General features: G+C 72.1%; 14 protein-coding genes and 2 pseudogenes. 10 read left to right on the top strand and 6 right to left on the bottom strand.

Going from position 1 to position 22,944, the window contains the following annotated elements; genetic code table 11:
- The first annotated feature begins 48 nt into the window (after positions 1 to 48).
- A complete protein-coding gene (locus tag ACFU95_RS24965) occupies positions 49 to 1,863 on the top strand; it encodes a LuxR C-terminal-related transcriptional regulator (RefSeq protein ID WP_383831486.1) in 1,815 nt (604 codons plus the stop codon).
- Between the two features lie 25 nt (positions 1,864 to 1,888).
- Here ACFU95_RS24965 and ACFU95_RS24960 read toward each other — a convergent pair whose 3' ends face one another.
- Positions 1,889 to 4,459: a CHAT domain-containing protein gene (locus ACFU95_RS24960; RefSeq protein ID WP_383831574.1), complete on the bottom strand. Its 2,571-nt coding sequence runs from the start codon at positions 4,457 to 4,459 to the stop codon at positions 1,889 to 1,891.
- Between the two features lie 148 nt (positions 4,460 to 4,607).
- Here ACFU95_RS24960 and ACFU95_RS24955 point away from each other — a divergent pair, with 148 nt between their 5' ends.
- Genes ACFU95_RS24955 through ACFU95_RS24945 form a run of 3 tightly spaced genes read left to right on the top strand, consistent with a single transcriptional unit; the run spans position 4,608 to position 7,182 of the window.
- Positions 4,608 to 6,044, top strand: a complete 1,437-nt coding sequence (locus tag ACFU95_RS24955) for a S8/S53 family peptidase (RefSeq protein WP_383831484.1) — start codon at positions 4,608 to 4,610, stop codon at positions 6,042 to 6,044.
- 59 nt (positions 6,045 to 6,103) lie between these two features.
- A complete protein-coding gene (locus tag ACFU95_RS24950; protein ID WP_383831482.1) occupies positions 6,104 to 6,679 on the top strand; it encodes an RNA polymerase sigma factor in 576 nt (191 codons plus the stop codon).
- A gap of 8 nt (positions 6,680 to 6,687) precedes the next feature.
- Positions 6,688 to 7,182 carry a hypothetical protein gene (locus ACFU95_RS24945; RefSeq protein WP_383831572.1) on the top strand — a complete coding sequence of 165 codons (495 nt, stop codon included), beginning with the start codon at positions 6,688 to 6,690 and terminating at the stop codon, positions 7,180 to 7,182.
- A gap of 8 nt (positions 7,183 to 7,190) precedes the next feature.
- Here ACFU95_RS24945 and ACFU95_RS24940 read toward each other — a convergent pair whose 3' ends face one another.
- The gene (locus ACFU95_RS24940) at positions 7,191 to 7,988 is read right to left on the bottom strand and encodes an N-formylglutamate amidohydrolase (protein ID WP_383831480.1); all 798 of its coding nucleotides are present in this window, start codon (positions 7,986 to 7,988) and stop codon (positions 7,191 to 7,193) included.
- A gap of 165 nt (positions 7,989 to 8,153) precedes the next feature.
- Entirely contained in the window at positions 8,154 to 10,373 is a 2,220-nt protein-coding gene (locus ACFU95_RS24935; protein WP_383831478.1) for an NADP-dependent isocitrate dehydrogenase, read from the bottom strand.
- A 232-nt stretch (positions 10,374 to 10,605) separates the two neighbouring features.
- Here ACFU95_RS24935 and ACFU95_RS24930 point away from each other — a divergent pair, with 232 nt between their 5' ends.
- On the top strand, positions 10,606 to 12,174 hold the full coding sequence (locus tag ACFU95_RS24930; protein WP_383831476.1) for a M1 family metallopeptidase: 1,569 nt from the start codon (positions 10,606 to 10,608) through the stop codon (positions 12,172 to 12,174).
- Between the two features lie 15 nt (positions 12,175 to 12,189).
- On the opposite strand, the gene ACFU95_RS24925 is transcribed toward ACFU95_RS24930, so the two are convergent.
- The 3 genes and pseudogenes from ACFU95_RS24925 to ACFU95_RS24915 all read right to left on the bottom strand — a co-directional run bounded on the left by ACFU95_RS24925 (position 12,190) and on the right by ACFU95_RS24915 (position 15,470).
- Positions 12,190 to 13,287 (bottom strand): mechanosensitive ion channel family protein, encoded by a 1,098-nt coding sequence (locus ACFU95_RS24925; protein ID WP_383831474.1) that lies wholly within the window; start codon positions 13,285 to 13,287, stop codon positions 12,190 to 12,192.
- A gap of 380 nt (positions 13,288 to 13,667) precedes the next feature.
- Positions 13,668 to 14,431, bottom strand: a pseudogene (locus ACFU95_RS24920) (crotonase/enoyl-CoA hydratase family protein).
- Positions 14,432 to 14,504: 73 nt separating this feature from the next.
- Positions 14,505 to 15,470, bottom strand: coding sequence for a YbhN family protein (locus ACFU95_RS24915; protein ID WP_383831472.1), 966 nt, complete (start codon positions 15,468 to 15,470; stop codon positions 14,505 to 14,507).
- A gap of 126 nt (positions 15,471 to 15,596) precedes the next feature.
- Between ACFU95_RS24915 and ACFU95_RS24910 the strand changes: the two genes are divergently transcribed.
- From ACFU95_RS24910 to ACFU95_RS24890, 5 genes and pseudogenes are all read left to right on the top strand, one after another.
- Complete coding sequence (locus tag ACFU95_RS24910) at positions 15,597 to 17,504, top strand: ABC transporter ATP-binding protein (protein ID WP_383831570.1); 1,908 nt, start codon at positions 15,597 to 15,599, stop codon at positions 17,502 to 17,504.
- A 261-nt stretch (positions 17,505 to 17,765) separates the two neighbouring features.
- Entirely contained in the window at positions 17,766 to 21,689 is a 3,924-nt protein-coding gene (locus tag ACFU95_RS24905) for a glycoside hydrolase family 2 TIM barrel-domain containing protein (protein WP_383831470.1), read from the top strand.
- 121 nt (positions 21,690 to 21,810) lie between these two features.
- Positions 21,811 to 22,233: an aspartate 1-decarboxylase gene (gene panD / locus ACFU95_RS24900; protein ID WP_383831468.1), complete on the top strand. Its 423-nt coding sequence runs from the start codon at positions 21,811 to 21,813 to the stop codon at positions 22,231 to 22,233.
- 52 nt (positions 22,234 to 22,285) lie between these two features.
- Positions 22,286 to 22,630: a GNAT family N-acetyltransferase gene (locus tag ACFU95_RS24895; RefSeq protein WP_383831466.1), complete on the top strand. Its 345-nt coding sequence runs from the start codon at positions 22,286 to 22,288 to the stop codon at positions 22,628 to 22,630.
- Positions 22,630 to 22,944 (top strand): annotated as a pseudogene (locus tag ACFU95_RS24890) (arylsulfatase); the annotation flags it as partial. The gene ACFU95_RS24895 and the pseudogene ACFU95_RS24890, both read left to right, overlap by 1 nt.

Below are 22,944 nucleotides of genomic sequence, written 5' to 3'. Positions count from 1 at the left end.
TCAAGTACCCCTGTATCAGGCGTGAGTCACCGCGCTCCTATTGCCGTGATGACTTTCGAACGGGACGCGAAGACCCTGGACACGCCCTGGCCGTTCACCGGCCGCGAGGGCGAACTCGAACTGGTCCGTGGGTCCTTGACCGCCGGTCGGAACGGCATCGTGATCACAGGCCCCGCGGGCTGCGGCAAGACCCGGCTCGTCACCGAGGCCGTCCGCGGCAGCGACCGCGTCCGGGTGGCCGGCACCCCGGAGACCCACCGGATCCGCTTCGCCGCGTTCGCGCACCTCGTCCCCGAGTCGGCCTCCCTGCACGGCGCCTTCCAGCACCTGTCGGGCGTACGGCTGCTCCTGGTCGACGACGCGCATCTGCTCGACGACGCCTCCGCCGCCCTCGTCCACCAGCTGGCCGTACAGGGACGCACCCGGCTCCTGGTCGTCACCACCGACGGCGCCCCCGTCCCGGGCGCGATCGCCCGGCTGTGGACCGGCGAACTACTGCCCCGCCTCAGCCTGGAGCCGCTGCCCCGCGAGGAGACCGCCCGGATCCTGGCGGGCGGAACGGACGGCGACGGCCTGGAACCGCTCACCGTGAACCGGCTGCACCGGTTGTCCCGGGGAGACCTGCGGTTGCTGCGCGACCTGGTGGTCGGGGCGCGTGAGCGCGGGCTGCTCAGCCGCGTCCCGGACTCGGACGCGTGGGCGTGGCGCGGCCCGGTACCGGTCACCGCGGCCGTACGCGAGCGCACCGCACACGTCCTCGGCCGCACCTGCCCCGACGAGCGCGAGAGCCTCGAACGCCTCGCGTTCGCCGAGCCGTTGCCCCTGGACCTGGCCGCGTTCCCCCTCCGTGCCCTGGAGCACCTGGAGGCCGACTCCCTGGTCCACGTCGACGACCGGGGCGCCGTCCGCCTCGCCCACCCCCTGCACGGCCCGGTGCTGCGGGCCGCGGCCGGCGGGCTGCGGGCGAGGCGGCTGTCGCGGACGCCGGACCAGTGCGGCCCCGCCCTCGACGCCGAGCGGGCCGAACTGACCCGCCGCATCGAGGAGGCGGACGTACGGACGATGCCCACGCCCGTGGGGGAGTGGCTGGTCGCGGAGGGCGCGCCGGTACCAGCCGCGTACGCCGCCGTACGCGCCCGGTTCGCGCGGCTGCGCGGGGAGCTGCGGGAGGCGGCGGCATGGGCGCGGGAGGGGCTGCGGGACGGCGGCGACGATCCGTCCTGCCGCCTCGAACTCGGTCTCGCCGCAGCGCAGTCGGGGGATGCCCCGGCCGCGCACACGATCCTGGGTGGCCGCTCCCACGGGGGTGGGGCGGTCACCCGGCCGGCGGCGTCCCGCGGCACCGCGGACGGGGCGGTGGAGGCGATCACCGGCGACGCGTACGACGCCGTCCGCCTCGGTGCCCCCGAGCGGGCCGCGGGCCGCCTCACCGGTGTCTTCGCCGCGCACGCCGCCGCGCTCGACCGCGGCGACGGCCCCGCCCTGGACCGGGTGGCCGGGGAACTGGAGGAGCGCGGCTTCCTGCTGTTCGCCGCCGAGGCGCACGCCCAGGCCGTACGGGCCCACCGCGACCCGAGCGCCGCCCGCACCGCACGCACGCGTGCCGTCGCCCTGGCCCGCCGCTGCCAGGGCGCGCGCACCCCGGCGCTCTCCGGCCTGGTCCTGGGCGAACTGACCGCCAGGCAACGGCAGATCGTCAACCTGGCCGCCGCCGGACTGAGCAACCGCCAGATCGCCGAGAAGCTCACCCTGTCCGTCCGCACCGTCGGCAACCACCTCTACAGCGCCTACGCCCGCCTCGGCGCCGGTGACCGGGGCGCACTGCCCTGGCTGGTGGAGCTGCCGGACACACGGTCGGCGTAAGGGAGGCGGGCCTTCCCCGAACCGGTCAGGCCGCGCCGAACGCCGAGAACGCCCACCCCGTCGCCTGGTGCAGCGCGTCGCCCGGCAGGGCCGCCCGGGCGTCGCGCAGCGCCTGCGCCAGAGCGAGCCCTTGGCTGAGTCCCTTGTGCAGGGCGAGCATCAGCGGCACCACCGCGGCGTCGTTGACCGGCGCGGTGCACGCCACCACCCCCGCCGTGCCCAGCGGCAGCAGGGCGGTGACCAGGCCGAGCAGTTCGTCGGCGCCCACCGACGCGAACCGGGCCGTGTCGCAGCAGGAGAGGATGATCCGGTACGGGCTGCGGTCCAGACGCTCGAAGTCGTGCACCACGATCGGCCCGTCGGCCATCCGCAACGACGAGAACAGGGGGCTGTCCGCGCGGAACGTACCGTGGGCGGCGATATGGGCCAGCGCGGCGCCGTCGAGCTCCTCCAGCACGCGCGGCACGCGCGCGTCGGCGTGCTCCAGGACGACGGCCCCGCCGTACCGGCCGGCCAGATGCGGCACCTCCGCCCCGCCGGTCGCCAGACCCGGCCCGCGCACCAGCACCTGGCGGCCGCCCGGCGGCGGCTCGGTCTCCCGGGCGCGCAGCCAGCTGCTCGCCGACGGCGACACGCTGAGCACCCGCTCGCGCAGCGACGGCAGCAGCGCCCACGGCACGCGGTGCAGCCGGGCCGGCGGGACCACGACCACGGGGCCGTCGCCCAGATGCGCCGCGGCCGGACCGAGCAGCAACTCCTCCAGCCGCCGCCCCGCCGCTTCGACCACCGGCAGGCGTCCGTCCGCCCCGGGGTGGGCCAGCCGCCGCAGCCCGGCCTGGACATGCTCGGCCTCGGTCTCCGCGTCGGCCAGCAGCCCGCCCTCGTACCGGCGCACCCGCCCCTGCCCGCACAGCAGCACCTGCACCCGCCCGTCCAGCACGGCGAGTTCCACCAGGCGCACGTCGTCCTCGCCGAGCCGTGCCAGCAGCCGGCCCGGGTCGAAGCGGAAGCCGTCGCCGGGGGTGTCGCCGCGCAGGTGCAGGGTCCGGGCGCGTATCTCCCGTTCCAGGCGCCGCTGTTCGCGCTCCAGCGCCGGAACCGGACGGGCCTCGCTGCGGGCCTCCTCGGCACGCGCCGCGATCTCCCGGAACGCCGTCAGGACACTCTGGAGCCCCGGATCGGCCGGCGGCCTGGTGGGCGGCGTCGACAGCGCGGTGGCCCGCCAGCGCTCGCTCCACACCAGCAGCCGGCGCGGACTGCCGGAGTCGAGGCTGGCCTGCTGGGCCAGCGCGGCCAGCTCGGCGCCCTGCGCGGTGGCCCGGGCCCTGAGCTCCGAGGCGCCCAGCGTCATCCGGTGGGCGTCCAGCACGTCCAGGCCGCGCCGGCAGGCCTCCGCCACACCGCGCCCCGACCCGGCCGCCCGGGCCCGCAGCGCCTGCGCCGCCCAGCCCGTCATCCGCGCCAGCGGCGGCCCGCTGTGCCGGCTGCGGGCGGCGACGCCCAGATGCCGCTCGGCGTCGGCCCGCCAGCCCAGGGTGAGCGCGATCCGGCCCGCGAGCAGCGAGGCCTCCGGCGCGGCCGGCGCGCCGAAGGAGGCCAGCCGCTCGGCGACCGCGGCCGTGTCGGCGACCAGCCGGCCCGAACTGCGCCCGGCGGCCACCCGCGCCTCGCTCAGCACCAGCCGGGCATGCGTCTCCCACCAGCTGCGCCGCTGCCCGGCGAACAGCCGGACGGCCATGTCGGCGCGTGCGATCGCGGTGTGCGCGTCACCCGCCAGCCGGGCGGCACGCGCGGCGACCAGCAGCAGCTCGGCCTTGCGGGTGGACTGGCCGCCGATGCCGTCGAGCACGCCGATCGCCGTGTCGGCCTCGGCCAGCGCCTCCGGGGCGAGCCCGGCGGCCATCAGCACCTCGCACCGGCGGATGTTCAGCATGAACGTCGGCGTGCCGAGCTTGGCGTACCGTTCCTCGGCCTCGTCGAGCAGCCGCAGCGCGGCCGGGATGTCGCCGGACCGGAACGCCGCGAGCCCCCGGCTCTCCACCGCGTCGGCCTTGTCGTGCTCCTGGCCCGTGGTGCCCCACAGCGCCTCGGCCGCGGTGAAGTCGGCGTCCGCCCGGTCCACCGCGCCGAGCGCCAGGTGCACGGTGGCGCGCAGGGTCAGCGCCCGCGCCGTCCAGATGACGTCGTCCACCTGCCGCAGCACGGGTATCGCCCGGCGTACGTCCTCCAACGCCTCCCGGTGCCGGCCCAGGACCCAGCGGGCGTAGGCCCGGCGGTACAACACGCGCGCACGGGTGTGTCCGCTGCCCCGCTCGATCCCGCGCTCCAGCGCGGCGAGCCCCTGCTGGGTGCGGCCCGCGTGCACCAACGCGACGCCGAGCGCGGCCAGGACGTCCGCCTCCCGGTCGGCCGACTCCGCGCGTGCCGCGAGATTTCGGGCACGCCGCAGGTGATACAGGGCGATGCGCATGTCGCCCCAGTCCCGCTGCCAGATGCCGATCACCTGGTGGGCGACGGAGGCGTGCAACGGCGACGGATCGGCGTCGAGCACCCCTTCCGCCCTCGCCAACGCGTCGTTCGGGGCGGCGAACACCATCGGCAGCAGTTCGAGAACTGAGTCGCTTCCCGCTGTCACTTCACGGATGGTAGTTGCCCCGGAACCGTGCCACACCGGTTTGGCGCTGTATCAATCGGCGACCGCACGGCTCTGACTGACGAACGTCGCCTCAGGGGGAGGACCCGCCATGGCACCACAGCGATTCCACGAGCAGTTCGAGCAGATCCAGCGCTCCATGCCCGACGTCCCCCTCGCGATGGGACCGGACGACTCCGCCGAGTTCATCTACGAGAAGGGGTACGTGCTGGTCCGCGACGGCGAGGACGCCCGCGTGGTCGAGGACACCGTGCGGGCGCACTTCACCGCCGACCCCGGCCTGGTCCAGGACAACGTGCGCCGCGCGAGCCCGCGGACCAACCGCTCGGGCATCACCCGCATCCAGGTCGGCGACCCCGGCGAGGGGGACCGCAGCGGCGACCTCACCGTCGCGCACGCCCTGCGCGCCCTGCGCGAGACGGAGGGCCGCACCGGACGGCGGCTCGTCAGCCGCAACCACCTCGTCGGGATCACGGGACAGGTCAACTCCTGCCCCGGAGACGAACCCGCGCCCGCCCCGCTCGCCGACGGGACCAACCCCGCGGCGGCCGAGGGCGTCCACGACCCGGACACCGCCGTCGGGGTCCTCGTCATCGACACCGGCCTCATGCACGACTACCGCTCCTTCCCGCTGCTGGCCCACACCGAGGGCGACGCCCAGACCCAGGAGTGCGACGGTGAGGGCGTCCTCCAGCAGTACGTCGGCCACGGCACCTTCATCGCCGGGCTCGTCGCCGCCGTGGCACCCAACACGGACATCACCGTCCGCAACACCCTCCACGACGCGGGCGCCATCCTGGAGTCCGAGTTCGGCGAGAAGCTCTTCGAGGCCGTCGACGCGGGCGGCTGGCCCGACATCCTCAGCCTCTCCGCCGGCACCTCCAACGGCCGCACCGACGGTCTGCTCGGCGTCGAGGCGTTCATGCGGGAACTGCGCGACCAGCGCACCCTGCTCGTCGCGGCGGCCGGCAACAACGGCAGCGCCACGCCCTTCTGGCCCGCCGCCTACGCAGACCTGCCCGACTACCAGGACGTCGTGCTGTCGGTCGGCGCGCTGCGCGGCGACGGCGAGTTCGGCGCCTGCTTCAGCAACCACGGCGGCTGGGTGAAGGTGTACGCGCCCGGTGAGCGCCTCACCAGCGCCCTCACCGGCTTCGACGCACCCGTGCCCTACCGGTACCAGCACTCCACCTACGACGCCTGCCGGTACGGCTTCGGCTACTCCTGCACCTGCCAGGCCCCGCGCCACACCGGCGTGCTGAGCGAGGAGGGCGGCGCCGCCAAGCCCGACCAGGTGATGTTCGAGGGGTTCGCGCACTGGAGCGGCACCTCGTTCGCCACGCCCCTCGTCGCCGGCATGATCGCCACCCACATGTCCGCGCAGCAGGAGAACGACCCGCGGGTGGCCCGGTACAAGATGCTCGCGGCGAACTCCGGGTTCGCCGAGGTGCGGGGGGCGCATGTGCCGGCCCTGCGCCCCGCGACCTGGCGCCCTGTCTCCGTCATGCCCCCGGCTCCTCGGTCATGAGGGTCGGAACCATCCCCTCCGCGGCGTACGATGACTTGCCGTACACGAGGGGTGGGGCTGTGGACCGTGCAGATGTCGGTGCGTTGGTCCAGTCCGCCGTCGACGGTGACGCGGCGGCCTGGAAGGCGCTCGTGGAGGGGCTGAGCCCGCTGGTGTGGTCCGTCGTGCGCGCACACCGGCTCTCCGACGCCGACGCCCACGAGGTGTACCAGACCGTGTGGTTCCGCTTCGCCCAGCACCTCGGGCGGATCCGCGAACCCGAGAAGGCCGGGTCCTGGCTCGCGAGCACCGCACGGCACGAATGCCTGAAGGTGCTCAAGAGCCTGAGGCGACTGACCGTGACGAGCGATCCGCAACTGCTGGACCGGGTCAGCGAGGACCGCACGCCCGAACAGTCGGTCCTGGACTCCGAGGAGGCCGCCGCCGAGTCCGAGCGGATCCGCTGGATGTGGCAGGAGTTCGAGGAACTCGGCGACCGCTGCCGCCAGTTGCTGCGGGTCCTGATGTCCTCGCCGCCGCCCAGCTACCAGGAGGTGTCCGCCGCACTGGGCATCGCCGTGGGCAGCATCGGGCCGCTGCGCCAGCGCTGTCTGCGCCGACTGCGGGCCCGACTCGACGCACGGGGAGCGCTGTGAACAACGACATGCACGACGAAGTGACGGGCCAGGAGCCCTTCGGGGACGACGGGGACGACGGGGGCGACGGGTTCGACGTGGAGCTGCTGGAGGAGGAGCTCCGCCAGGCCGCCGCCATCCTGGACCCCGTACCGGCCCAGCTGCGGCAGATCGCCGTCGAGGCCTTCGCGCTGCTCGACCTCGACGCCAGGATCGCCGAGCTGACCTTCGACTCGGTGATGGACGCCATTCCGGTCAGGGGGGCGACGGACGTGCCGCGGATGCTGACCTTCCGCGCGGGTGAGGTGACGATCGACGTGGAGGTGACCGGGGAGGGCCTGATGGGGCAGGTGCTGCCGCCGCGGCAGGCGTGGATCGAGGTGCTGGGCGGCCCGCAGTCGGCCGTGCCGGTCGTCGCCGACGACATGGGCCGCTTCACCAGCGACGCACCGCCGAACGGCCCCTTCGCCCTGCGGCTGCGCACCGGCGGCGACGTCGTGGTCACGGAGTGGCTGCGCGCCTGACCGCCGCGTCAGCGGGAGGCGGCGTCCGCCAGCGCCGCCAGGGCCTTCGCGAGCCGGGTGAGTCCGGGACCGGCCGGACCGCCCGGCTCCGTCATGTAGGTGTCCCGCCGGATCTCGATCATCAGGGCGCTGACGCGCCGTTCCGCGCCGTAGTACTCCAGCGGGACGTACGTACCGCTGAACGGGCTGTCGAGCGCCGTCTCCCCGCACGGCGCGAACGCCTCCCGGGCCGCGGAGACCAGCGCGGGCGGGGTGTGGAAGGAGTCCGTTCCCAGGCAGACCGCCGGGCGCCGGCCCTCGCCGTGCAGCTCGTAGGGAAGCCGGGCGGTGGGGTAGGAGTGGACGTCGATGATCATGGCCCGGCCGGTGGCGGCCAGGCGATCGGCCACGGCTTCCGTCATGGCTCGCGCGTACGGCCGGAAGTACCGTTCGACGAGCGGCTCGGCGTCGGTGTCGGCGGGCCGTAGCGGCGCCTTGTGCGTGGTCCGGGTGTACACGGCGCCCATCCCCACGGCCAGCATCTCCTCCCGCTCGTCCGGGAACCGCTCCGGATCGACGACCAGCCGCGAGAGCCGGTTGACGAACCGCCACGGGGTGACCTCCGACGCGGCCGCGGCCTCCGCCGCGATCCGCTCGGTGTGCGCGTCGACGATGTGGTCCAGCTCCCGCTCCAGCGCGGCGTCGTCCAGCACGATCCCCGCGCGCACCTCGGGCGGTATCTCCCGCGCCGAGTGCGGCACATGGAGGATCACCGGCGACCCCTCGGCCCCGGGGAGCAACGCGAACGGCGGCACGGCGGAGTTCATACGGCTGCTCCCGGGGCTGTCAGCGGCGTGGTGCACCATCAGCTTGGCCTCTCTGCTTCATCGACGGCCACCCGGGACGGGTGACGCCCTGACCGCCGGCCGGTGGGACGACTCCGCCCCGGCCGACGTGGTGTCGGCCGGGGCGGAGGCTGGGAGCGGGGTGCGTCAGCTCAGGGACGCGAGCGCCTCGTTCCAGGTGGCCGACGGGCGCATGACCGCGGCGGCCTTGGCCGGGTCGGGCTGGTAGTAGCCGCCGATCTCGGCCGGCTTGCCCTGGACGGCGTTCAGCTCGTCGACGATCTTCTGCTCGTTGGCGGTGAGCGTCTCGGCGAGCGGGGCGAAGGCCTTGGCCAGCTCCGCGTCGTCGGTCTGCTTGGCCAGCTCCTGCGCCCAGTACAGGGACAGGAAGAAGTGGCTGCCGCGGTTGTCGATACCGCCGACGCGGCGGGTCGGGGACTTGTCCTCGTTGAGGAAGGTCGCCGTGGCGCGGTCGAGGGTGTCGGCGAGGACCCGGGCGCGGGTGTTGCCGGTCGTGGTCGCGTACTGCTCCAGGGACGGCACCAGCGCGAAGAACTCACCCAGGGAGTCCCAGCGCAGGTAGTCCTCCTTGACCAGCTGCTGGACGTGCTTCGGCGCGGAACCACCGGCGCCCGTCTCGAACAGGCCGCCGCCCGCCATCAGCGGGACGACCGACAGCATCTTGGCGCTGGTGCCCAGCTCCAGGATGGGGAAGAGGTCCGTGAGGTAGTCACGCAGGACGTTGCCCGTCACCGAGATCGTGTTCTCACCGCGGCGGATGCGCTCCACCGACAGCTTGGTCGCGTCGACCGGCGCGAGGACGCGGATGTCCAGGCCCTCGGTGTCGTGCTCCGGCAGGTACGCGTTGACCTTGGCGATCAGGTTGGCGTCGTGCGCGCGGGTCTCGTCCAGCCAGAACACGGCCGGGTCGCCGGTGGCGCGGGCACGGGTGACGGCCAGCTTCACCCAGTCCTTGATCGGGGCGTCCTTGGTCTGGCAGGCGCGGAAGATGTCGCCCTCGGCGACCGGCTGCTCGATGAGCACGTTCCCGGCCTGGTCGACCAGGCGCACCGTGCCGGCGGCCTTGATCTCGAAGGTCTTGTCGTGGGAGCCGTACTCCTCGGCCTTCTGCGCCATCAGGCCGACGTTCGGGACCGAGCCCATGGTCGACGGGTCGTAGGCGCCGTTGGCACGGCAGTCGTCGAGCACGGCCTGGTAGACACCGGCGTACGAGGAGTCCGGCAGCACCGCGAGGGTGTCGGCCTCCTGGCCGTCCGGGCCCCACATGTGGCCGGAGGTGCGGATCATGGCCGGCATCGAGGCGTCGACGATCACGTCGGACGGCACGTGCAGGTTGGTGATGCCCTTGTCGGAGTCGACCATGGCCAGCTCCGGGCCCTCGGCGATCTCCGCCTCGAAGGACGCCTTGATCTCGGCGCCGTTCGGCAGCGCGTCCAGGCCCTTGAGGATGCCGCCCAGACCGTCGTTCGGGGACAGACCGGCGGCGGCGAGCGCCTGGCCGTACTTCTCGAAGGTCTTCGGGAAGAAGGCGCGCACGACGTGACCGAAGACGATGGGGTCGGAGACCTTCATCATCGTGGCCTTGAGGTGCACGGAGAACAGCACGCCCTCGGCCTTGGCCTTGGCGACCTGCGCGGTCAGGAACTCGCGCAGCGCGGCGACGCGCATCACGGAGGCGTCGACGACCTCGCCGGCCAGGACCGGTACGGACTCGCGCAGGACGGTGGTGGAACCGTCCGCGGCGACGAGCTCGATCTTCAGCGCGCCGGCCTCGGAGATCACGACGGACTTCTCGGTGGAGCGGAAGTCGTTCTGGCCCATGGTCGCCACGTTCGTCCTGGACTCGGAGGTCCAGGCGCCCATGCGGTGCGGGTGGGTCTTGGCGTAGTTCTTGACCGAGGCGGGGGCGCGCCGGTCGGAGTTGCCCTCACGCAGGACCGGGTTCACCGCGGAGCCCTTGACCTTGTCGTAGCGGGCCTGGATCTCCCGCTCCTCGTCGGTCTTCGGGTCGTCCGGGTAGTTCGGCAGCGCGTAGCCCTGGCCCTGGAGCTCGGCGACCGCGGCCTTGAGCTGCGGGATCGACGCCGAGACGTTCGGCAGCTTGATGATGTTGGCCGCGGGCGTCTTCGCGAGCTCACCGAGCTCGGCGAGGGCGTCCGGGATCCGCTGGTCCTCGGTCAGGTACTCCGGGAACACCGCGATGAGGCGGCCGGCCAGCGAGATGTCCCGCGTCTCCACGGGAACACCCGCCTGCGAGGCGTACGCCTGGACCACCGGCAGGAAGGAATACGTCGCCAGGGCCGGGGCCTCGTCAGTGTGCGTATAGATGATGGTCGAGTCAGTCACCGGGTGCTCCGCTCCACGTCTGCAACATTGCTCGACATCAAGATATCTCGTGATCGACCTCGGCTCGACAGGGGTCCGCACACCGGTGCGGGATGTGTGCCGAGATCGCGGATCCGCGCAAACGGAGGAACTGCCTCCGTGCAACCTGATCACCTGGTCCCACAGTCATGTAAGGAGATCACCGATCCGGTGGCCGGTCCTGACCACCCGGCCGCCCCAGCGAAAGCGGACCATGAGATATCGCACCCGAGTGACGGCCCCCGCGGCCGCCCTGATCGGCACTGCTGCGGCCCTCGCCGCCGCCCCCTCCGCCCACGCGACGCCGGCCCGTACGGGGACGTCGGCCGCCAAGACCTCCGGCACCCCGGGCCCCGAGACCCTCGGCGACCCCGTCTACCCGGCCCTCGGCAACGACGGCTACCGCGTCGCGGCCTACCACCTCGACTTCTCCTACGACGCCACGAAGCGGCTGGTCGACGCCACCGCGACCCTGAAGATCCGCACCACCCAGGCACTGTCCCGCTTCTCCCTGGACTCCCTCGGCCTCGACATCCGCTCCGTGCGTGTCGGCGGCCGCACGGCGACGTTCGAGCAGGTGGCCGAGAAGCTGCGCATCACGCCCGCACGGACGCTGCCGAACAAGTCCTGGGTGACCGTGTGCGTCGAGTACTCGGCGGACCCGCGCCGTATTCCGCAGCCGAACACCGGCTGGGTCGACACGCTGGACGGGTTCGCGGTCTGCTGCCAGCCGAACCTGGCGCACACCGTCTTCCCGTGTAACGACCACCCCTCCGACAAGGCCGACTTCACGTTCCGCGTCACCGTCCCCGGCGGCCTGCGCGGCGTGGCCTCCGGCCTGCTCGAACGCACCGAGAGCCTCTCCGGCGGCCGTACCGCGTACACGTACCGCTCCCGCGAGCCCATGGCCACCGAGCTGGTGCAGATCACGGTCGGCGACTACGTGATCAAGGAGCGGCAGGGCCCGCACGGCCTCCCGCTGCGCGACGTCGTCCCGGTCTCGCGCGCCGAGGCACTGGAGCCGGCGCTCGCGCTGACGCCGAACCTGGTCGAGTGGCTGGAGGCGCGGCTCGGGGCCTACCCCTTCGAGACGTACGGCCTGCTGCCCTGCAACTCCGACGCACAGAACGCCTTCGACTTCACCGGTCTGGAGAGCCAGACCCTGACCATCTACAAGCCGAACTATCTGCTCCAGGCGGAGCCGAAGATCGGCTCGCACATGATGCACGAGCTGGTCCACTCCTACTTCGGCAACAGCGTCAGCCCCGCCGGCTGGGCCGACCTGTGGATCAATGAGGGGCACGCGGACTTCTACGGGCTGCTCTACCGCTACGAACGCGGCTGGGCCGACTCCCTGGGCATGACCACCATGGAAGCCCGGATGAAGAACACCTATGCCCAGGGCGACCAGTGGCGCCGCGACTGGGGGCCGGTCGCGGCGCCGAACGCGGTGAACCTGTTCGAGAGCCAGCGCTATCTGGGCGGCGTCCTCGTCCTGTACGCACTGCGCAACCTCGTCGGCGAGGACGCCTTCACCGCCCTTGAGCGCGCCTTCCTCGCCCGGTACCGCAATTCCTCGGCGTCCACGGCGGACTACATCGCCGTCGCCTCGGAGATCTCCGGCCAGGATCTGACCGGATTCCTGCGGGACTGGCTCTACGGCACGAAGACACCGCGGATGCCCGGACATCCGGACTGGACGGTCACGCCGGTGAACCCGGCGCTCGCCGCGCCGCACAGCCGCAAGGGCAGCCGGTCCCACGACAACTCGGCCACCCTCTAGACACGTCGGAGCAGGTCAGTCGAGGCGGACGGGGGCCACCATCTCGTCCGCCTCGCCGGGGACGCGCTGCTGCGGAATGGCCACCGTCCCCTGCTGGATCGCCACCGTGCGCGTCGGTGCGGGGATGCGGATGCCCTCCTTGCGGTAGCGCCGGTGCAGGCGCTTGATGAACTCGTGCTTGATCCGGTACTGGTCGCTGAACTCGCCGACGCCCAGGATCACGGTGAAGCCGATCCGGGAGTCGCCGAAGGTGTGGAAGCGGATGATCGGCTCGTGGTCCGGTACGGCTCCCTCGACCTCGGCCATCACCTCGCCGATGACGTCGTTCGTCACCCGCTCGACGTGGTCCAGGTCGCTGTCGTAGGCGACACCGACCTGGACCAGGATCGTCAACTGCTGCTCGGGACGCATGAAGTTGGTCATGTTCGTCTTGGCGAGTTCCCCGTTGGGGATCACGACCAGGTTGTTGGACAGGTTGCGGACCGTCGTCTGGCGCCAGTTGATGTCCTCGACGTAGCCCTCCTCACCGCTGCTCAGCCGGATGTAGTCGCCGGGCTGGACGGTCTTGGAGGCGAGGATGTGGATGCCCGCGAACAGGTTGGCGAGCGTGTCCTGGAGGGCGAGCGCCACCGCGAGACCGCCGACGCCCAGGGCGGTGAGCAGGGGCGCTATGGAGATGCCCAGGGTCTGGAGCACCACCAGGAAGCCGATGGCCAGGATCAGGATCCGGGTGATGTTCACGAAGATCGTGGCCGACCCGGCGACGCCGGGCCGGGACTGGGTGACCGTGCGCATCAGTCCGGCGATCCCGCGGGCCACGGCCAGCGTCACGACGAAGATGAGCAGCACGGTCAGGATCTGGTTGACGTTGTGCTGGACCGTCCGGGTCAGCGGCAGCACCGCGCCGGCGGAGGCCGCGCCGCCGAGGAAGGCCGCCCACGGCACCACGGTCCGCAGGGTGTCCACGATGAGGTCGTCGCCGCTCCAGCGGGTGCGGTCGGCGTGCTTGCCCAGCCAGCGCAGCAGCATCCGCAGCAGGACCGCGGCGAGCAGCCCCGCGGCCACCGCGATTCCGGCGATGACCAGGTCGTCCACGGTGAGCGCTCGGTTCACCGGTCACCTCCGGGGAGAAATGCTGCGGCGAACCCCTTCGCCGACGGCCGGATGTGAAGTCTCGTCACGTTGTCACCTGCTCGATTCCGCGATGTGCCGTCGCGCCGGCCACCCCATCCCCCGAGACCGACGCGAGGGCTCATCCTGCCGTATCGGGTACATGTGTTCGTGCCAGGATCGTCGGCCGGACGGCCGCATCGGTCGCTTTCGGGCATTCTCTCCCGGACTCCCGTCGGCGCCGAGGGCCCATCGCCCGCCTCCTGGGGCTCGCTCGGCGTTCGGGCGGCGCGCGAGGGGCGCTTCACGCTGCACGTGCCCCGGGGCGGGGCGCGGGGGCGCCGAGTGGCGCATCGTGTTCCAGACGTCCCTGAACGACCGTGTCAGACGTCCCTGAACGAGCCGTGCCGCCCGGCACCGGACGCGAAGCGGGACGCGCCCTCCAGGCTCTGCGCCAGCACGCCCATGCCGTGCCGGAGTTCACCCCGCATCGCGCCCGCCTCGTCCAGCCCCTCCTGGTCGAGCACCGAGGCCCGGTCGGCTTGCAGACACGCCTGCGGGAACCGCGCGATCGTGGCGGCCAGTTCCTCCGCCTCGGCGCGGGCCCGTCCGGTCGGCACGACACGGTTGGCGAGCCCCATGTCGTGGGCCTCGCCCGCCGGTACCGGACGTCCGGTGAGGATCATGTCCATCGCGCGGCTCGTGCCGATCAGCCGGGGCAGCCGTACCGTGCCGCCGTCGACCAGCGGCACGCCCCAGCGGCGGCAGTACACCCCGAAGACGGCGTCCTCCTCGGCGACCCGCAGATCGCACCACAACGCCAGTTCCAGGCCCCCGGCCACCGCGTGCCCGGCGACCGCGGCGATCACCGGCTTCGACAGCCGCAGCCGGTCGGCCCCATGGGACCGTCCCCGTCCTCGGTGACGTGGTTGCCCCGCTCCGTGCCCAGCGCCTTGAGGTCGGCGCCCGCGCAGAAGGTGCCGCCCTCACCCCACAGCACCGCCACCCGTGCCGCGTCGTCGGCCTCGAACTCCCTAAAGGCGGCGGCGAGTTCGGCCGCGGTGGGTCCGTCGACCGCGTTGCGGGCCTCGGGCCGGGAGAGGACGACGGTGCTGACGTGTCCCTGGCGCTCGACACGGACCGGCATGGCGGGACCCCTTTCTGTGGTCGGACCCCGCAGGTTACTGAGCGGTCACATGACCCACCACCCGAACGACCGGTCAGATCACCTTCCACCGCACCAGCGCACCCAGCGTCAACGCCCCCGGCAGCAGCGGCAGCCACACCGTGATGATCCGGTACGCCAGCACCACCGCCGTCGCCACCGCCACCGGGCCGCCCGCCGCCACCAGCGCCACGATCAGCGCCGCCTCGACCGAGCCGATCCCGCCCGGCGTGGGCACCAGGGCGACGGCGACGGTCGCCGCGAGGTACGCGAGCGCCATGTGGGCCGGCGGCACCGGCAGCCCCAGGGCGAGCCCGACCAGGACCAGCCCGGCCGCCTGGAGTACGGGAAAGGCCAGCGAACCGCCCCACAGCGCCAGCGCCCGGGCCGGACGGGTGTGCACCGAGCGCGCCTCGTCCAGCGCGGTGCGCAGGAACGAGAACACTGCGGTGCGCAGCCGCCGTACGAGTGCGAAGACGGCCACCACCACGACCGCCGCCGCCCCGACGGCCAGCAGCAGCGGGCCCCAGGCCCCGTCCGGCAGGAGCGGCCCGAGGCGCAGTGCGTCCGGGAAGGCGATCAACAGCGCGGCCAGCAGGCCGATCCGCGCCACGCTCTCCGCGAGCAGGTACAACGCCAGCGCGGCCGAGGAACGGGCGAGCGGCAGCCCGCACACCGTCATGAAACGCAGATTGACCGCACTCGCGCCCAGCCCGGTCGGCAGCAGGTGGTTGGCCGAGCCCGCCGCGAACTGGGTGACGAGCAGCCGGAGTCTGGGCAGCCGGTCGATCACGGCCCCCTGCCGGGTCACCGCCGCCGCGACCCAGGTCAGACAGGTGGCACCGACCGCTGCGAGCAGCCACGGCCACTTGGCCGACGCCATATGGCCGATGCCCTCGGCGAGCACGGCCCGGTGCCGCACCGCGACCACGACGACGAGGACGAGCGGAAGCAGGCACAGGATCCGGCGGAGCGGGAGACGTCCGAGAAGGCGTCCCGCGGGGAGTAGTACGGCTGTCACACTCGGAGAGGCTCTCCGCGCCGCGCCAACGCGGGGTTGCGGCAGCGGAGACGGCGGCTTACGGACCGGCTGCGGATGGCAGTTGACCTCAACGTCGCTTGAGGTTCTACGGTCCACTCCATGAGCATGGAGACCACAGCCTGGACACAGCTGTACAGCGTCATGAACGCCGAGCGGGAGCGGCGCCCGTTCGCCCGCGCCACGCTGCGCCGCATCGGCGCGTTCGCCCGCCCACACCGCCGCAGGATCGCGTTCTTCGTCGTGCTCGGGATGATGACGGCGCTGCTCGCCGTCGCGACCCCCGTTCTGGCCGGACAGGTCGTCGACGCGATCGTGACGCGCGGCGACGAGGGCCGGGTCGTCCGCCTGGCCCTGCTGATCGCCCTGATCGCGGTGGTGGAGGCGGCCCTCGGGATCATCGCGAGGCGCCTGTCGGCCGCTCTCGGTGAGGGCCTCATCCTCGATCTGCGGACGGCTGTGTTCGATCATGTGCAGCGCATGCCGGTCGCGTTCTTCACACGCACTCGTACGGGAGCGCTCGTCTCCCGTCTCAACAACGACGTGATCGGCGCGCAGCGCGCCTTCAGCAACACCCTGTCCGGAGTGGTCAGCAACCTCGTCACGCTGCTGCTCACCGTCGCCGTCATGCTCACCCTGTCCTGGCAGATCACCCTGCTCGCCCTCGTCCTGCTCCCGGTGTTCGTGATCCCGGCCCGGCGCATGGGCCACCGTATGGCCCTGATGCAGCGGGAGGCGGCCGAGCTCAACGCGGCGATGGGCACCCGCATGACCGAGCGCTTCTCGGCCCCCGGCGCCACGTTGGTCAAGCTCTTCGGGCGCCCGGGGGAGGAGTCGCGGGAGTTCGCGAGCCGGGCCGGGCGGGTGGCGGAGATCGGCGTACGGACGGCCACCGCCCAGTCCGTGTTCATCACCGCGCTCACCCTGGTGTCCGCCCTGGCCCTCGCCCTGGTCTACGGTCTCGGCGGCTGGTTCGCCCTGCGCGGCACCCTGGAGCCGGGCGCCGTCGTGGCGCTGGCCCTGCTCCTGACCCGTATGTACGCGCCGCTCACCGCGCTCGCCGGAGCCCGCGTCGAGATCATGAGCGCCCTCGTCAGCTTCGAGCGGGTCTTCGAGGTGCTCGACCTCAAGCCGCTGATCGAGGACCGGCCGGACGCGGGGAAAGTCCCCGACGGCCCGGTGTCAGTGGAGTTCGACAACGTCCGCTTCGGCTACCCGTCCGCCGACAAGGTCTCCCTCGCCTCCCTGGAGGAAGTGGCGTCCCTCGACACCCGCGGTGGCGCCGAGGTGCTGCACGGGATCTCCTTCCGCGCCGAACCCGGGCAGACGGTCGCCCTGGTCGGCTCGTCCGGCGCGGGCAAGTCGACCATCGCGCAACTGCTGCCGCGGCTGTACGACGTCGACGAGGGCGCCGTCCGCGTGGGCGGAGCCGACGTCCGCGACCTGAGCGCCGAGTCCCTGCGCTCCACCCTCGGCATGGTCACCCAGGACGGCCACCTCTTCCACGACACCGTCCGCGCCAACCTGCTGCTGGCCCGCCCCGCCGCCACCGACCCCGAACTCTGGGACGCCCTGCGCCGCTCCCGCCTCGACGACCTCGTACGGTCCCTGCCCGACGGCCTCGACACCGTGGTCGGTGAGCGCGGCTACCGACTCTCAGGGGGTGAACGCCAGCGGATGACCATCGCCCGGCTGCTGCTGGCCCGCCAGCGCGTCGTCATCCTCGACGAGGCCACCGCCCACCTCGACAACACCTCCGAGGCGGCTGTGCAGGAGGCGCTCACCGAGGCGCTCCAGGGCAGGACCGCGGTCGTGATCGCCCACCGGCTGTCCACCGTGCGGGCGGCGGACCAGATCCTGGTGGTCGAGGCCGGCCGGATCGTGGAACGCGGCACGCACGACGCGTTGCTGGCGGCCGGGGGACGCTACGCCGAGCTGTACCGGACGCAGTTCGAGCAGGGGTCCGCTGGAATGGCGGAGGAGGCCGAGGCCGTAGTCGCGGGAGAGGCCGCATAGCCGACCGTTCGTCACCGGGGGCCAGTCCCGCTTCCTTCCGTCGGCCCGTGAAGGAACCGGGACCCTCGGTGCGACGGCGCGTGGCCGGGATTCGGCCAACGTCCTCGGCAGGACCCGTCAGGAACACACAAACATCGACAGCATCATTGCTTCGACTGTGTTCACAACCTAGTGTGCGTTCGGTTTCCCAACAGCACCGCACAGGATCTGACGCTCCCTCCAGCCGCGCAGCGCACTGTCGTCCCGAGGAAGGCCACGGTCATGCCGCACTCTCCCGAGTCTCCTGCCACGCCCCACCCGCAGGGTGTGCCCGTCAGCCGGCGCCGCCTCCTGGAGGGAGGAGCCGCCGTCCTCGGCGCACTGGCCCTGTCCGGATCGTCCGCCGCCACCGCGCACGCCGCCGACAAAGCCGCGACGGCGGCCGCCACCCCGGAGTGGAACGGGCACATCGACGTCTTCCAAATCGGGACCCAGCCACCCCACACCACACTCATGCCGTACGCGGACGTCAGACAGGCCCTGGAGGCGGACCGGACGCGCTCGCCGTACCGACTCGGCCTCGACGGGAAGTGGAAGTTCGCCTACGCGGACCGGCCCGACGACCGGGACACCGACTTCTACCGCACCGACGTCGACGACAGCGACTGGGACACCATCCCCGTCCCCTCCGCCTGGCAGATGCACGGCCACGACCGCCCGATCTTCGTCAACATCACCTACCCGTGGTGGGGACCCAACGGGCTCGGCGAGGAGGCACAGCCCCCGGCGGCGCCGACGCGCTTCAACCCGGTGGGGCAGTACCGGCGGACCTTCACCGTGCCGCGCGGCTGGGCGGGACGGCGGACCTTCCTGCACTTCGAAGGAGTCAAGTCCGCGCACTACGTGTGGATCAACGGCGAGTTGGTGGGGTACGCCGAGGACTCGTTCACGCCCGCCGAGTACGACATCACCGAGCACCTCAAGCCGGGCACCAACCAGATCGCCGTGGAGGTGTACCGCTTCTCCGACGGAGACTGGCTCGAGGACCAGGACATGATCCGGCTGAGCGGCATCTTCCGCTCGGTCTACCTCTACTCCACGCCCGAAGTCCACCTGCGCGACTTCAAGCTGGACACCCCGCTGAGCGACGACTACACGGCCGCCGAACTGTCCGTGACCGCCCACGTGCGCTCGTACGCGGGCCGGAGCGAGGGCGGCTACTCCGTCGAGACGCAGTTGTACGACTCCCGCGGCCACGCTGTCTGGTCCCGCCCGCTCCAGCAGCCCGTCGACCTCGCGTCCGCCACCGCCGGCGAGGACGTCACCGTCCGGGCGAGCAGAGCGGTCCCCGAGCCGAAGCTGTGGTCGGCCGAGCACCCGAACCTCTACACCGCCGTCCTGCGCCTGCGCGACCCGGCCGGCAAGGTCGTCGAGACGCTCTCGCACCGCGTGGGCCTGCGCGAGTTCGCGCTCAGGGACGGCCTGATGCGGATCAACGGGCAGCCCGTCTCCTTCCGCGGCACCAACCGCCACGAGATGCACCCCGACAGCGGCATGACGCTCACCCGGGCGCACATGGCCAAGGACATCGAGATCATCAAGCGGATGAACATGAACAGCGTCCGCACCTCGCACTACCCCAACAACCCGCTGTGGTACGAACTCGCGGACGAGTACGGCCTGTATCTCGTCGACGAGACCAACCTGGAGACCCACGGCATCCGCGGCGAGTACCCCGGCAACCACGCGGACTGGACGAAGGCGTGCGTGGCCCGCGCCCAGAACATGGTCCACCGGGACAAGAACCACGCCTCGGTGGTCATCTGGTCACTGGGCAACGAGGCCGGCGGCGGCAGCACCTTCGTCGCCATGCACGACTGGATCAAGTCCTACGACCCGACACGCGTCATCCAGTACGAGGGCGACGACCGTCCGACGATCAGCGACATCCGCTCGGAGATGTACGACAGTCCGTCCCGCGTCGAGCAGCGCGCCAAGGACACGGCCGACACCCGGCCGTACGTCATGATCGAGTACGCCCACGCGATGGGGAACTCCAACGGCAACTTCAAGAAGTACTGGGACATCGTCCGCCGCTACGACGTCCTCCAGGGCGGCTGGATCTGGGACTTCGTCGACCAGTCCCTGAGCTGGCCCGTCCCCGCGCGCAAGATCCTCACCGAGTCCGGGCCCGGCGCCCTGCGCGGCGAGATCCTCACCGCGAGCGGCACCTTCGACCGTGCCGAGGGCCTGTCCGGCGCCACCGTCTTCGCCCGCGACGAGCGTCTCGACCTCACGGGCTCGCTCACCCTGGAAGCCTGGGTCACCCCGCACGTCACCGGCTACCACCAGCCGATCATCGCCAAGGGCGACACCCAGTACGCCCTCAAGCAGTCGGACCGGACCCTGGAGTTCTTCCTCTACGGCGGCGGCCAGTGGATCACCGCGAACTGGGCCCTCCCGGACGACTGGACCGGCCGTGAGCACCACATCGCCGGTGTCTTCGACGCGGACGCGGGCACGCTGACCCTCCACGTCGACGGCGCGGTGAAGGCCACCCGGACCACCACACGGCGACCCGCCGCGAACACCGCGCCCCTCGCGCTCGCCACCGACGTGGACAACTCCACCCGCGAGTTCAGCGGCACGATCCGCCGCGCCCGCGTGTACGCCCGCGCACTGACCGCGGCCGAGCTCGACTCCGACAGCCGCGGCCCCGGCGACGAGGGCGTACGGTTCTGGTTCGACGCGGCCACCGTCGAACTCACCGAGAAGCGGCCCCGTGAGAAGACCTTCTTCCCGTACGGCGGCGACTGGGGCGACAACCCCAACGACGGGACCTCCAACGCGGACGGCATCATCACCGCCGACCGCCGGCTCACCGGCAAGGCGGCCGAGGTCAAGCAGATCTACCAGGCCGTGGGCATCGCACCGGCCTCCGGTGACGCACTGGCTCCCGGAACGCCGATCACCCTCACCAACGAGTACCTGTTCACCAACCTCCGTGAGTTCGACGCCCGTTGGGCCCTGGTCGCCGACGGTGAGGTGATCCGGCGCGGCAGGCTGAGCCGCACCCAGCTGGACGTCCCGCCGCTCAGCAGCAAGGACATCACGGTCCCGGTGAAACTGCCGACCACCCCGCCCCCGGGCACCGAGTACTTCCTCCAGCTGTCCTTCACCACCAAGGAATCCACCCCCTGGGCGAAGGCCGGCTTCGAGGTGGCCAAGCGGCAGCTCCCCGTCGACGCCGAAAGCCCGGCCGTGACCCCCGTACCGCTGGCCACCGTGCCGGCCCTCCGCCACACCGACAGGGACGCGGACGTCACGGTCAAGGGCAACGGCTTCTCCGTCACCGTCGACAAGGGCAACGGCGTCATCACGTCGTACGAGGCCCGGGGCACCCGGCTCATCACCTCCGGACCGGTGCCGAACTTCTGGCGGGCGCCCACCGAGAACGACCGCGGCAACGGGCAGCACACCCGCAACCAGACCTGGCGCGACGCGGGCGACCGGCGCAAGGTGACGGACGTGACGGTGCGCGCCCTCGGGGACAAGGCCGTCGAGATCAAGGTCAGCGGCACCCTGCCGACGACGGCCGAGTCGACGTACAGCACCACCTACACGGTGTTCGGCAACGGCGAGATCAAGGTCGACAACACCCTGCACCCGGGCGCCACGTCCCTGCCGTACATCCCGGAGATCGGCACCATGCTCTTCCTGCCGGGCCGCTTCGAGCGCCTGCGCTACTACGGCCGGGGGCCCGAGGAGAACTACTTCGACCGCAAGGACGGCACCGACGTGGGCGTCTACTCCGGCACCGTCTCCGGCCAGTGGACCCCGTACATCCGCCCCCAGGAGAACGGCAACAAGACCGACGTCCGCTGGATCGCCCTGACCGACGCCGCCGGCACCGGCCTCCTCGTCTCCGGCGAACCCCTCCTGGAGGTCAACGCCTCGCACTTCACCCCGGAGGACCTCTCGTCCGGCGTCCGCCACGACTACCAGCTCGCCCCGCGCGACGAGGTCGTCCTGCGCGTGAACCACCGCCAGATGGGCCTGGGCGGCGACAACAGCTGGGGCGCCCACACCCACGACGAGTACAAGCTGTTCGCGAGCCGCGACTACGCCTACACCTACCGACTGCGCCCCCTGGCCGACGTCGACGAGGCGATGAGGGCGTCACGCAGGCCGACCGCCGTGGAGTGACCCGACGTGACCGGGGTCTCGGTGCGCTGCCGGGACCCCGGTCAGTACCCTGGACGCGCCCGTGCACCACAGAGCCCTTGACCTGGCGACCAGGCAGGGAGCCGACCACTCGGAGCGCCTCATGCTGCGCACAATGTTCAAGTCGAAGATCCACCGCGCCACCGTCACCCAGGCCGACCTGCACTACGTGGGATCGGTGACCATCGACGCCGACCTCCTCGACGCCGCCGACCTGCTCCCCGGCGAGCTCGTCCACATCGTCGACATCACCAACGGCGCCCGCCTGGAGACGTACGTCATCGAGGGCGCGCGCGGGTCGGGGGTCATCGGGATCAACGGTGCCGCCGCCCACCTCGTCCACCCCGGCGACCTGGTGATCATCATCAGCTACGCTCAGATGACCGACGCCGAGGCGCGGCAGTTCGAGCCGAGGGTCGTGCACGTGGACGGTGCCAACCGCATCGTGGCCCTGGGCGCCGACCCGTCCGAGCCGGTGCCGGGTTCCGACCAGGAGCGCAGCCCGCAGGCCGTGCCGGTGGCCTGACCGCACTCGGCTTCGGCTCTTCAGCCTGACGACGGACAGGAGCGTGCGTGGCATGAGCGACACAGAGATCCGCGACGACCGGGCGGCGGGCCGTCTGGAGGCCCTCCAGGGGGACGAAGTCACCGGCCGTATCGAGTACTTCGTCCTCACCGCCCCGGCCCGCGCGCTCGTCCCCGTCCACACCGTCGTGGAAGGCGCCCACGAAGGGAAGGGCATCGCGGGCTCCCTGGCCCGTGAGCTGTACGGCATCGCGGCGCGCGAGGGAGCAGTCGTCGCGCCGCTGTGCCCCTACGTCGTGAAGTGGGCCGAACGCCACCCCGACGCGGCCCCGGCTGCCGACCCCGAGCTGCTGGAGGCGGCGAAGGACTGGCTGCGGGCGCATCCCGGTCGGTTCTGATGCTCGCCCTGCTGCACACCTCGCCCCTGCACATCCCGGTTTTCGACGCGCTGCGCGACGAGGACCACCAGGGTCTGGACCTACGGCACTTCGTCGACGCGGAGCTGCTGGACCGCGCCCGCCGTGAAGGCGCCGAGTCCGTCACGGACGACGTCCGGGCGGCCCTCCAGCAGGCGGTCGCGCAGGGTGCGCGGGCCGTGCTGTGCACCTGCTCGACCATCGCAGGAGTCGCGGAGGCGGCCGCCGACCAGGAAGGGGGGACGGGGTTCTGGGGGGAACAGACGATGGAGGAGGCAACCGTGGCCAGAGGGGAA

The organism is Streptomyces sp. NPDC057623, from assembly GCF_042800355.1.
Lineage (GTDB): Bacteria > Actinomycetota > Actinomycetes > Streptomycetales > Streptomycetaceae > Streptomyces.
This window is presented reverse-complemented; position numbering and strand designations above follow the sequence as displayed.